Source organism: Alcaligenes faecalis (assembly GCF_009497775.1).
GTDB lineage: Bacteria > Pseudomonadota > Gammaproteobacteria > Burkholderiales > Burkholderiaceae_B > Alcaligenes > Alcaligenes faecalis_D.
In genome coordinates this window covers 1,659,947-1,672,562 of the sequence record NZ_CP031012.1, presented here as the reverse complement: position 1 = coordinate 1,672,562, position 12,616 = coordinate 1,659,947, and the positions used below count along the sequence as shown (strand labels likewise).

The window sequence follows — 12,616 nt, the reverse complement described above, 5'->3', positions numbered from 1 at the left end:
ATGTCCTATGCTTAGCAATAAAAAACTGGTGTTTGGCATCACCGGCGGCATCGCTGCCTATAAAACCGCCGAACTCTTGCGTCGCAGCCAGGACCTGGGTGCCCGGATTGATGTGGTCATGACCGAATCGGCCACACGCTTCATCAGCCCGGTTACCTTTCAGGCCTTGTCGGGCCGTACTGTCTACACCGACCTGTGGGATGCGCGTGTTCCCAACAATATGGCCCACATCCAGCTTAGCCGGGATGCCGACGCCATCCTGATCGCCCCCGCCAGCACCAACTTCATGGCCAAGCTGGCCAACGGTCTGGCCGATGATTTGCTCAGCACCTTATGCGTGGCCCGTGGACACTGCCCCCTACTGATCGCCCCGGCCATGAATCGGGAAATGTGGCTGCACCCGGCCACCCAGCGCAATGTCGAACAACTGCGTCGCGACGGCGTACATATTCTGGGCCCCGGCAGCGGCGACCAGGCCTGTGGTGAAACCGGCGACGGTCGCATGCTGGAACCAGCCCAACTGCTGGCTGAACTGACCGCCTTCTTCCAGCCCAAGCTGCTGGCCGGTAAACGAGTCCTGATCACCGCTGGCCCAACCAGCGAACCTATCGACCCGATCCGCGTTATCAGCAACCGCTCCTCCGGCAAGATGGGCTACGCCATTGCCCGTGCGGCTCAGGAAGCTGGCGCGCAAGTCACGCTGGTATCCGGCCCGGTAGCATTGGAAGCGCCCTACCAGGTGCGCCGCATCAATGTGGAAACGGCCCGCCAAATGCATGCCACTGTCATGTCCCAAGTGAATGATGCCGATATCTTCATCAGCGTTGCAGCGGTAGCAGACTGGTACGTCAGCAATGCCAGCGACATCAAGATCAAAAAGACCTCCGAACAAGCCACGCCAGACCTGCAATTCAGCCCCAACCCGGACATTCTGGCTGAGGTTGCTGCCCTGAAGAACGGCCCTTTCTGCGTAGGCTTTGCCGCTGAAACCGACAACCTGATCGAGCACGCCCAGGCCAAGCGCCAGCGTAAGAATGTGCCTTTGCTGGTTGCCAACCTGGCCCAGCGCGCCATGAACGCCGACGACACCGAGCTGGTGCTGTTTGACGAGCAAGGTCATATGCACTGGCCAGCCCAGGATAAACTGCTGGCGGCGCGCCAACTGGTACAAGACATCGCCCAGCGGCTTTAAACCCTTTTCTCTTTTATGATGACGGGCAGCGCTAAAGCAGGTGCGCTGCCTCTCTTTTTTTCAGGATACCGTCTATGCACCGCCGTATTGAAGCTCGCATCGTCAATGACTTGTTGGGCACAACAATTGAAGCCCCCAGCTACGCCACGGACGGCTCGGCCGCCATGGACCTGCGTGCCTGCCTGAGCGAAGCCGTCACCCTGCCCGCAGGCGGCCGTACGCTGGTTAAAACTGGCCTGGCCATCAATATGATGGACCCTGGCCTGGTGGCCATCGTCGCCTCGCGCTCGGGCCTGTCCCTGAAGCACGGCGTGCGTGTTGCCCAAGGCATTGGCGTCATTGATGCCGACTACCACGGCGAGATCGGCGTGATTCTGGCTAATGACAGCGATCAGGACTACGTGATCCAGCCCGGCGAGCGTATCGCCCAGTTGATGTTCCAGCCAGTGGTGCAAGTAGCACTGCAATTTGTGAACGAGTTCTCTACCGAGACCGAGCGCGGTACAGGTGGCTTTGGTAGCACGGGCAAGAACTAAGCATTAAAACTAGGGAAGGATGCGATGCAGAGCGACGTAGTACAGCAAGCATCGTTCCTTCCTTAGTCCTGACACTTTGCTTTAAAAACGTAGCAGCACCCCGATTCAGACTCACCCAGGCCAATTTCGGATTTCAATGCCCTCTCCCAAAAAAGGTAATTCCAACGCTGAATTACCCACTTCAAACAAAACGGCGGCTCAACTCCACCCGCGTAACCGCCATCAGGGCCGTTACGACTTTGACGCTCTCATCAAAGAGACGCCCGAACTGGCCGCTTTCGTTTTCTTGAATCCGTACGGCGATCAAAGCATCAATTTCGCAGATCCGAATGCTGTCAAAACTCTGAATCGCGCCCTGCTGAAGAGCTTTTACGGCATAGCGCATTGGGATATTCCGGCCAATTACCTCTGCCCTCCCATTCCGGGCCGGGCCGATTACGTGCACTATCTGGCTGATTTGCTGGCCAACAGCAATAAGGGAGCCATTCCCCGTGGTGAGGCTGTACGTGTCCTTGATATTGGCGTAGGCGCAAATGCGATTTACCCATTGATTGGTAATACCGAATATGGGTGGCAGTTTCTAGGATCGGACATAGACGCCGATGCACTGACTTCTGCACGAAGCATTATTCATGGGAATCCTGGCTTGCCAGCGGCAATCAAGTTACGCCAGCAGAAGTCGCCCAGACATATCTTCAAGGGCCTGCTGGGCGCAAACGACTACTTTGACCTGACGCTGTGCAACCCACCCTTCCATTCGTCGCAGGAAGAGGCTGAAAGCGGCAGTCAACGTAAATGGCGTGGCTTGGGCAAGGCTGCACCCAAGCACAGTGCTCCTGTGCTGAACTTTGGTGGACAGAATACGGAGCTATGGTGCGAAGGCGGCGAGGCACTTTTCATCCGCCGCATGATAGAAGAAAGCGCAACGGTAGGCGGGCAAGTGTTTTGGTTCAGCACCTTGGTGTCCAAAGCATCGAATGTACCCGGCGTGTTGAATGCCTTAAAAAAGGCCAAGGCAGTTAAAGTCAAAACCGTAGAAATGACGCAAGGACAAAAGCAGAGCCGTTTCGTGGCCTGGACTTTTCTGGACGCTGCGGCACAAGAGGTTTGGCGCAACGAACGCTGGAAATAGGCTCGTATCAAGTCGGGAGGCTCGATACGCTGATGGCATCAGCTGCAATCAGCTACCCACTCCAAGCCCCCGACTCCTGAACCTTTCACCCAACAACTACGCCCAGAAAACACCGGCCTTAGCGCGCAAACGGATCAATTGTCGGATCACTGTTCCAGACATACTCGGTCCAATGCGCAATGCTTTCAGCTTGCTCACGGTTATAGAGCTTCTCGACCAGTGCCAACGCCATATCCGTCCCCGCCGACACACCCGAGGATGTGACGTACTTGCCATCGAACACCCAGCGGGCCTGCTTTTGCCAAAGCACATCTCCATCCTGAGCCACCGCAAAATCAAACGCCAGCTTATTAGACGTAGCCCGGCGCTGCTTCAGAACACCCGCCTTGGCCAATAAAGCCGCCCCCGTACACACCGACACCGTCCACTGCGTTGCCTTGTCCTGCTTCTGAATGAAGGCCAGCATGGCGGGGTTATTAATTTCACTGCGCGTTCCCATACCGCCGGGAACCATCAGAATATCGAATTGCGGAGCCGTCTCGAAACTATAGAAAGTCTGAGTTTCTATCCCTTGAGACGAACGAACCAGCCCACCCTGCTGAGACACCATGACCGTCTCGTAATCCGGCATCCCACCCCACATTTCCACCGGCCCGAATACATCGAGAGTCTCAAACTGATCAAACAGCACAATGCCGATTTGTTTTTTTGCTGTATTCCCTGCTGTGCTGGTAGATGTAGCCGATGCTGTCTTACCGCTCATAGCGTGCCCCTTCATAGTTGAAACTTAATAACTCAGATCGTAGCTCGTACCAAACCACCATCAATAGCCAAATTCTGACCTACGATAAAACCTGCGGCCTCGCTGCACAAGAAAGCACATGCAGCACCAAATTCGCTCGGCGTTCCAGCTCGCCCTGCTGGTACAGATGCAATCATTTTTTCAGCCACAGGCCCCAGCTCCTGCAAGCGGTCCGTCATGATGGTGCCGGGCAACAGGTTGTTGATAGCGACGTTATGCTGGGCTACTTCGCGAGACACACTGGCAACGAAGCCAGTCAAGGCCATACGAGCAGCAGTGGACAACTCCAGGTTGGTCACAGGTGAACGGACGGACACCGAGGTGATATTGACGATGCGGCCAAAGCGGCGGCTCACCATGCCTGGCAACACAGCCTGAATTAGCTCCACCGCTGCCAGGAAATTTTGCTCCAAAGCGGCTTGCCAGTGAGTGGTATCCAACTGAGCAAAAGGCATAGACGGAGGCCCGCCCGCGTTGGTCACCAGAATGTCGATGTCCGAGCACGCGGCAGCTACGGCTTGTCTGTCGGCTGTTTGAGAAAGATCGGCGGTAATCCATTTAGCTGCAACACCTGTAGAGGCTTCAATCTGCTTGGCGGCTTCTTGTAGCTTGTGTTCGCTACGAGATACTAGGGTGACCTGAACGCCTTCAGCGGCAAGGGTCTGGGCACACGCCAAACCTAAACCACTCGATGCTCCACAGATCAACGCACGTCGTCCGAGAATTCCTAAATCCATTCTTTGTTCTCCTTGGCGGGCCTTTACAACGGAGTCATTCGCATGGGGGGCATGCTCGACCCATTGTCTTTTTGGATAGCTGAAGCTAGCTATATCCACATCGCAACCTGTCGGTGATATCCAGAGTTGCTATGGTAAAGATTTACAGCCACCCAGAGCCCACCCAAAACCGCTAATTACTATTTGCAGCACATATATCTACCCAATCACGGGCTGGCAGAACTTTTCTACACAAAAAAAACAAAACATCACCTAAGCATACTAATGCTTTACCTTCATCGGCATTCTGCGCTTTAAAGACCTTTAAAATTCTCACGTCACTTAATTACCTACTAGATAAAAATATTTAACGAACGGAGCCGTTCGCTATTTATCAAACGTAGAGACGCGTTACTTTTTGTCAGTTACTATGCGGTCTGCTTTCGGCCAGAACCGGTCGTTCGTTATAGGCCGGTTTTGGGTTGGTTAAGATCCTAACAAATCAGGACATGTATAGGCGGCCCTGCTGTTTCGACGCGCAGATGCGCTCCCGTCCCATATATACGTTGGACACAGCGGCTGTGATTGAGTAATACTGGCTTGTGTTGCCAGACAGGTGGCTACCACGCTTATTACAAAATCATGAAGCATTCAAGCGCAGCTCTCGACTTAGATTGGACATCAATCCGCGCTCTCAACGGGTCAAAGCAAGATGCCTTCGAGGAACTCTGCACCCAGTTAGCCCGTACATCTTGTCCATCTGGTTCTAAATTCATCCGTAAAGGTCGCCCTGACGCTGGCGTGGAAGCACATGTTGTGCACTCGGACGGTACAGAGTGGGCATGGCAATCAAAGTATTTTGATACCCTGAAGAGTTCCCAGTGGACGCAGCTAGACAAGTCGGTCAAGGCCGCGCTGGCTGGTCATCCTAGATTGACTCGATATTTCGTATGCGTGTCCCTGGATCTGGCAGACGGGCGAGTCGGGAGCACAAAATCTGCACGACAACAATGGGACGAGCACGTCTCAAAGTGGTCTGGGTGGGCCGCTCGCCAGGGCATGTCCGTCGAGTTCATTTGGCACGGTAGCCATGAATTGCTTACAGAACTTGCGATGCCTCAGCACGACGGCCTTGTCCATTTCTTCTTCGGGACGCGGTACCTTGATGACGATTGGTTTCAAGCTCGATTGTCGGAGGCACATAAAGCGGCAGGACCTCGATACACACCAGAGCTGAACATCAAGCTGTATATCGAAAATCCGTTCGAAGCGGTAGGCCGTACGCGCGATTTTTTCAATGGCATTCAGGCCAAGGCTCGACCAATCAAGGATCAACTGCGAAGACGTCCGTTCAGCCTGGGTAAAGATCCGGATCCAACTTTAGCAAACAAAATCCTGGCTGCACACGCAGCTTGTGAGCGTGCGCTCAACGAGTTCCGAACCTTATCGGAAGATCCTCTTCGGTCAGATCCACTGGGTAATCTTAAAGACTCGCTGCGACACTCTGTGCGATGTGCTAAAGACCTGTTATTAGAGTACCAGCGCCAGCGTGAGGCTGCGAAAACCGCCCAGAAGGATGTCGGTGCAAGCACCACGACGCACCAGGATACATATGACCACTCCTATACGCTTCGCGAGTTGTACTCAGACCTAAGGGGGGCTCTCTCGCATGTTGACGAGTTCAGTGAGGTAGCAGCTAGCAGTCTGGTTCTTCTCACTGGTGATGCGGGTAGCGGTAAGACGCATCTGCTGTGCGACATTGCTAAACGTCGGCACGACAGAGGGCTGCCCACGGTGGTTCTTATGGGCCAACGATTTTTGGATACCAGCGACCCCTGGGTTCAAGCTTTGCAGCAACTGGACTTGGGCAACTGGAATGCCAAAGACTTTGTTAAGGCGCTTGAAATTGTCGCGCAGCGTGCCCACAGTAAGGTGCTTTTCGTCGTCGATGCGATCAACGAAGGAGCTGGACGGCAACTCTGGCCTGCCCACCTTGCGTCCTTTCTTGATCGCTTGAAAGCGTCACCATGGATCAGCACAGTTCTTTCGGTGCGTAGTTCCTATGCAGAGGATCTGCTGCCTGAAGGAGGTTTGCCCAGCGCGGTTAAGGTTGAGCATTACGGATTCGAGAGCGTCGAATTTGACTCCACGCGAGCGTTTTTTGAATACTACGGAATTGATCTGCCCTCTACCCCGCTTCTGGCGCCTGAGTTCAGCAATCCTTTGTATCTCAAGACTTTGTGTCTAGGGCTGCAGGCTTCAGGGCAGAGTCGCCTGCCGCGAGGTTTTCACGGCGTGGTCAAAGCGTTCGACCAGTACGTTGCTAGCGTGAACAAGAAGGTAGCCAGAGAGCTTGACTACCCCCCTCACAACAAGCTTGTCACGCGCGCATTGAAGGATCTGGCTGAGCGTATGGTCGAAAACCACCAGCCATGGGTGAGCTATGAGGTTGCCGACCAGCTTGTCAATACACATTTACCTGGTCGAGACTATTCGCGCTCGCTAATGGCCAAGCTCTTTGGTGAGGGGCTGTTAATCGAAGAGAGAGCGTGGTCAGATGCAGAGGAAGGTCTCGTGTCTGTTGTTCAAATTGCTTATGAGCGGTTGTCAGACTATCTATGTGTCGAGATTCTCCTTGATCACCATTTGGATGCCAAAGAGCCATCAGGTACCTTCAAACTAGGCGGCCCACTGGATCTTGATTCGCTGCGCACAACTTGGCGTCGTCCCGGCTTTCATGAGGCACTTCACATTCTGGTGGCAGAGCGCACTGGTCAAGAACTGATAGTGTTGGTGCCGGATCTCATCGAAGAGCATTTCACTGCAAAAGTCTTTTTGAACAGCATCGTGTGGAGAGATCCCTCTGCTGTTACACCACAAACTATAGCTAAGCTTCTCGAGCTGAAGGGGTCTAATGCTGATGACGTTATCGATGCTCTTGTGACGTTGGCAACTATCCCTGCTCATCCACTGAATGCCTGGTTTACGGACACACTGCTTCGCGAGAGCTGTATGGCTGAGCGAGATGCGTGGTGGACCATCGGTCTGCATGGCCTTTGGGGGCAGCAAAGCGCGGTTGATCGGCTTATTCAGTGGGCAAATCGCCTGTGGCCGCACCTCGATATGACGGATGAGGCTGCAGATCTAACTGCGTGCATCATCGCGTGGCTGTTGCCTTCGTCAAACCGGTTTCTTCGTGACCATGCAACCAAGGCACTGGTCCGAGTTCTTACTTGGCGGCCGCAAGTTATCGAGCGGTTAATCGAGCGGTTCTGTGATCTGGATGATGCCTACATTGCTGAGCGTGTGCTGGCCGCAGCATATGGCGCAGCAATGAGATCCGTGGATGCCGTTGGCATGAGCGCTGTAGCCAATTGTACGTACGCGAAGGTATTTGCCACCGGTCGGCCTCGGCCGCATCTGCTGTTTCGAGAATATGCCCAAGGAATCATAAAGAGGGCTGCATACCTGTGTAATGAGCCCACCACTGCGATATGGCCAAACGTGGATCCACCCTATGCCAGCGATTGGCCGGCCATTCCTTCCAAGAGTGAGGTCGACATAATCGCTCCAACGTGGTCTGAAGATGAGTCGAAGAAGTTCTCTTGGGCGCATCACCGAATACGTCGTTCTGTCATGGACGATGATTTCGGTCGATATGTCATAGGGACCAACTCTTGGTCAACGAACTGGCTGTCACTTCGGCTGGACGAGCCTCAGTGGATACCGCTTGAGCGGCGGATTCAGAAAATCGTGTCCACGCTAGGCGATATCGAGCGTCATGCATGGGAGCGTTTCGAGGAGGCCGCGCAGGCTGTCAACCTGGAGAGATACAGCCTTAGCTGGGCAAATCGACGGGCGGGCACAAGTGACACTGATTGTGTGGCCACTCGGCCACCGAGCAGTGCCGAACAGATGCTCGACAAGATTCGGGCCAGTCTGCTTGATAACGTGAGCAAAAGACAACGAGCAGCTCTTTTGCCACTGATGGACGAGATTACCGATACCGAACGAAGACGGCAGCCCCCAAAGTTTGATCTGAAGCTGGTGCAACGTTATGTAGTTGGGCGCGTCTTTCAACTAGGGTGGACATCGAAGCGCTTCGGGCAGTTTGATGAGAACCTGTTTACCAGCGGCCGTGATGCCAACAAGCCTGAGCGTATAGGAAAAAAATACCAATGGATTGCTTATCAGGAGATGCTTGCGTTCATGGCTGACCATTATCAATACATTGCAGGGCCTAGGTCCGATAGGATTGGTGGTGTCTACCAGGGTAGCTGGCAGGATCGTGTACGAGACATCGATCCATCTAACGTCATAGCCGCGAAGCCTAAGCATGAGGATGACATGTCAGTGCCGCACGCCTTCTGGGCGTCGCGTGGGATAGTTGATTGGGGAAACGGTAGTGCAGCTAAGTCATGGGCACAAGTTACCAGCGATATTCCGATGCCGGAGAGTTTGCTGTTCAGTCGTGATGAACCGTCCCAAATCGAATGGATCAACTTACACACGCATATGGAATGGCTTATGCCAAAGCCTGCCTTAGAAGATTCATTCAAGGATGGTCGGCGAGAGGTTTGGCTCCATGCCGACGGTGCTTTGGTGAGGCGCGCGGATGTGAGCAAGCTCAGAGCAAAAGGCATGGCTTGTAAGATTGCTGCTCTTGGTAGCCTCGAGGGCGGGTTGCGTGAGATTTTTCTTGGCGAGATTGGTTGGTCGGAAGCCTCGAGGTTCTTTGATGATCCGTACTATTCACACCAGGGGTGGGCAGGTGGAGTCGATTCGGATGTGATTGATGCAATTGCCGTCACCCAAGGCTATGTACGTGAAAGAGGATCGCTCGATTGTTCGATAACCTCTGAAACCATTTCGCTGCGTGTGCCTACAGATAGGATGCTTATGCTTATGAATGCTCGATGGAGTGGCATATTGGCGACCTACCTTGACATGGAAGACAGCATTGTTGCGTTCGATCCGTCTGCTAACGTGGCGGGGCCGTCAGCACTTCTGGTTAGAAAGGACTGCTTGCAAGATGTATTGCAGGCACATGACCTGGTTGTGTGTTGGGTGATACAAGGCGAGAAGACTGATGCTGAAGGTTCTCCTGATTATCACATTAATGCACGTAGATCATTTCATGGGCTCTTCGTCTGGGATGGTGTGAATGTGTCAGGTAACTATTCATTTGACGAAATTGAATCGTACGATGCAGCTTCATGAGCTGCCGTCGTTGTTCGAGGTGGATCTTCGATTTTCTATACGGATATGTTAGGAGCTGTGATACCCGGTGAGCGGGTAGCTCTCTAATCGATTAGGTCGGCAATATCAATTTCTGTTTTAGGTCCAAAGCAGCAATTCATGATAGGCTGTTTCCGGCCAAAAGCGGTCAGCCGCTTAGCTCACTTCAACGGCAGGTGCAGACAGATTGATGCCGGTCGCCTAGCCGGAGCGAATTCCTTTACTGCCCCTCTCTTGCCGACATTTAGCGTGTTCACGACGTTGCCGAAAACCGAGAGTTCAACGGCAAGGATTGCAATGCTATCGACTGTCGTGGTGTTGCTCACCTATGGCGCCAATGCTGCCTCTAGTGTGTTGACAAGAAAGTCCACTGCCCCGGCATCCATTCGAATGCCATGAAAGATGCACGACCTCCAGCTGTTCTCCGACTTGCTCAGTGCTGTGTCGTCGTCTTCAAGCTGCTGCAGTCTTGCACTAACAGCCGCCACGGTAGAGACGTGCCCAAGCAACTTCTTCGATTCGTTAACCAGAGCTCCCCATATTGGAGCGGCATAGTCAACGAATCCACTCGGGATCACAACATTATCGATTTGCCACTGAACAATGTCCGCAACTTGCTGATTTACGTTGAAAGGAACCGGTGTAATTTCCGGGGCCCTCCAATCTGGAACTAGGCGTATCGACATCACTCGCCTAGACGCAAAGGCATCGAAATACGGATGCAGAGCACGCTGTCCCGCCGCGCCGCCTTGGACTGCATTCCCTCTCGCCGTGTTGCAACGACTGCAGGCCGGGACCAAGTTCTTGGAAAGAAAGCAGAACTCGGGATGGGTCGACTGCGGGAGGTAATGGTCCAGCGTACCCAGGTTGTCGCGCCCACACATCGGACAGGCGCCGGTTAGGCCTTGATTGCGCAGCGGCTTGATATAGGAGATGGCCTTCGGAGGACTGTCGTACAAGTCTTCAAAGTGAGGTCGAAGTGGAGCGAGAGCAGGTGCAGCCAAGACTCGCCACGGGTCGCCGCCGGCAGCTATGTAGGCCAGAAATTGACTCTGAATGTCTAGATGACTTCCTCGAATCGCTTTCGCAGCAGCAGCCCACGACTTCTTGAGGGCATCAAGAGCGGCGAAGTCGTCAATCGCTGGTTGCGGGATGCTTCTCACTCGCTCTGCCCCCGCTGGCCAGGTTGAGCTTGCTGCCTCTTGTTTCTGAGGTACATCAATGCTTCGGTGCTTAGCTCGCCGGCGAATCGCTCAATCACCTGTTCGAAGGGCATCTCAGTGACGCTTGCCTCCGTTAGAAGCAGCTCGTAGAGATGCTCTGAGAGGTCGTCGCCGAAGACCTCGTTGGCTATTGACGCGACATTGGCTCCGAGAGTCTGAAGTCGGGGATGTACGACTTCCAGTTCGCCTCCGCTACCCTGGCGAATCACATGGACGTTTGCGCTTTGGACCTCTCTGACGACAAACGGAGAGTGCGTCGCAATGATTGCAATCGACTTTGTGCCCTCGACGACCCTGTGTAACAGCCGCATGAAACGAGAGATGAGATTCGGGTGCAGGAAATTCTCCGGCTCATCAATGAGCAAAGCCGATCCAGGGCCTGCGTTTGCCAAAGAGGTCAGGGCAAAGTTGAGAAAGGCCGCCTGCCCCAGGCTAAGTTCTCGTACGCCGCCCTTCTCGTCCTGGAACACGAGGTTGCGCGAATGGTCAACCGCTCCTGCAGCAGTAAGAACCCGTCCTTCCCCACCACGCATCCAATGCTGGAGAGAAACATACGGAGCTCCGTTGTAGTCGACCTGATCCGGTACCTGCTCTTCTAAGTCGGCTCGAAGAGGAATCAAAAGAGTTAACCCATTGAATTCAGCACCGACGATTGCCTTAAGGTCATCAAGCGGCGCAAAGTCACCGTCAACTGAGCGCGCAATGTCGACAAGCAGCCTTGTGTGGCGATCTTTAGAGCAAGTACTAACCGCTGCGGACGGGTCTAGTGAAAAGGCCCGGACGCTTGCTGCACCCGGCTTGTCGCGACGCTGCTTGAAGTGACGAACCGCGCTGGAGTGGGCAAATGCAAGAACCTGATTGACATTCGGCCGCTCTCTAAACGACACGCCCTGACGCTTGTCCGTGGACAGACCTGCCGCCAATCGCGCCAACGAGTTGGTCTTGCCGCAGCCATTCTTCCCGATGATGACCGCCATCCGCCCCCGCAGAGAGCTAATGCCACCTCCGAAGTCCATGTCAAAGCTGAGCTTTGGTCCGTATCGCGTCAAGGAAACAGCGAGATGCTGACGGGCATCGACATCCTCCGTCACTTTGCCTGCAAGCGCGAACGCACCTTGCCTAAATGCAAAGTGCCCCTCGCTCGCGCGCGTCATTGCATGTGTAAATGGTTCTTCGACAAAGAATCCGGGCCAACCTGGGACATCTTCATCCCCAGCAGTCAGCAACGAAATGTCGTGAATGGCCAAGAGCATGCGACGCGCAGCTTCAGCACCAACACTCCGCCCCAGCAAGCTATACGACTTCGATTCGGTCAACAGCGACGCAAATGGCGTATCAAACTCCGACAGCCGGAGCCCATCGCCGTCGCGGCCATCCAAGCATCGTTTCACAAAGAGCTCGAGATTCTTTTCGCCCTTGAACGCCAAAAACGCCATCACCCATTCCCGCTCCCCGTCTTCCCGGCAGAGCCCCACGTCCGCACGGATGGAGAAGCCAAAATCGTTCCACTTAGTCTGAGTAGGCGAGACAAGGATGTCGTCGGTGAATGCCTCAGCAAGTCTCTTGTGGCGAATTAACCGTGCAGTAACTGGTTGTTTGTCTGGCATTTGATAGTTGAAGGTAGTGGCAATAGTTGACATCGACAGCACAGTTGTGTAGCGAAAATTTCACTAGTACCACTGAGGTCCGTCCATTGGCCGGCGCGATTCTTGAGGCTCCCCGGAAGCGCTGATGTCTGACTCTAAAGGTGATTGTCGCAAGGCTCAGTATGCCGGAT

Annotated in this window: 7 protein-coding genes; 4 read left to right on the top strand and 3 right to left on the bottom strand. The window is 54.1% G+C overall.

The genetic code is table 11. From position 1 onward, the window contains the following. Positions 1-7 precede the first annotated feature (7 nt). The 3 genes from coaBC to rlmF all read left to right on the top strand — a co-directional run bounded on the left by coaBC (position 8) and on the right by rlmF (position 2,860). Positions 8-1,192, top strand: coding sequence for a bifunctional phosphopantothenoylcysteine decarboxylase/phosphopantothenate--cysteine ligase CoaBC (gene coaBC, locus DUD43_RS07795; RefSeq protein WP_153229830.1), 1,185 nt, complete (start codon positions 8-10; stop codon positions 1,190-1,192). 74 nt (positions 1,193-1,266) lie between these two features. Then, on the top strand, positions 1,267-1,728 hold the full coding sequence (gene dut, locus DUD43_RS07790; RefSeq protein ID WP_042487854.1) for a dUTP diphosphatase: 462 nt from the start codon (positions 1,267-1,269) through the stop codon (positions 1,726-1,728). A 136-nt stretch (positions 1,729-1,864) separates the two neighbouring features. Beyond that, a complete protein-coding gene (gene rlmF / locus DUD43_RS07785; protein ID WP_153229829.1) occupies positions 1,865-2,860 on the top strand; it encodes a 23S rRNA (adenine(1618)-N(6))-methyltransferase RlmF in 996 nt (331 codons plus the stop codon). Positions 2,861-2,978: 118 nt separating this feature from the next. On the opposite strand, the gene DUD43_RS07780 is transcribed toward rlmF, so the two are convergent. Both DUD43_RS07780 and DUD43_RS07775 read right to left on the bottom strand, forming a co-directional pair. Beyond that, positions 2,979-3,623: a DJ-1/PfpI family protein gene (locus DUD43_RS07780; RefSeq protein ID WP_153229828.1), complete on the bottom strand. Its 645-nt coding sequence runs from the start codon at positions 3,621-3,623 to the stop codon at positions 2,979-2,981. 32 nt (positions 3,624-3,655) lie between these two features. After that, the gene (locus DUD43_RS07775; RefSeq protein ID WP_153229827.1) at positions 3,656-4,399 is read right to left on the bottom strand and encodes an SDR family oxidoreductase; all 744 of its coding nucleotides are present in this window, start codon (positions 4,397-4,399) and stop codon (positions 3,656-3,658) included. Between the two features lie 621 nt (positions 4,400-5,020). On the opposite strand from DUD43_RS07775, the gene avs2 reads away from it, so the two are divergent. Next, on the top strand, positions 5,021-9,598 hold the full coding sequence (gene avs2 / locus DUD43_RS07770) for an AVAST type 2 anti-phage system protein Avs2 (protein ID WP_194273463.1): 4,578 nt from the start codon (positions 5,021-5,023) through the stop codon (positions 9,596-9,598). A gap of 1,177 nt (positions 9,599-10,775) precedes the next feature. Here the strand turns inward: avs2 and DUD43_RS07765 are convergent. Further along, positions 10,776-12,479, bottom strand: a complete 1,704-nt coding sequence (locus DUD43_RS07765) for an AAA family ATPase (RefSeq protein WP_153229825.1) — start codon at positions 12,477-12,479, stop codon at positions 10,776-10,778. Positions 12,480-12,616 lie beyond the last annotated feature (137 nt).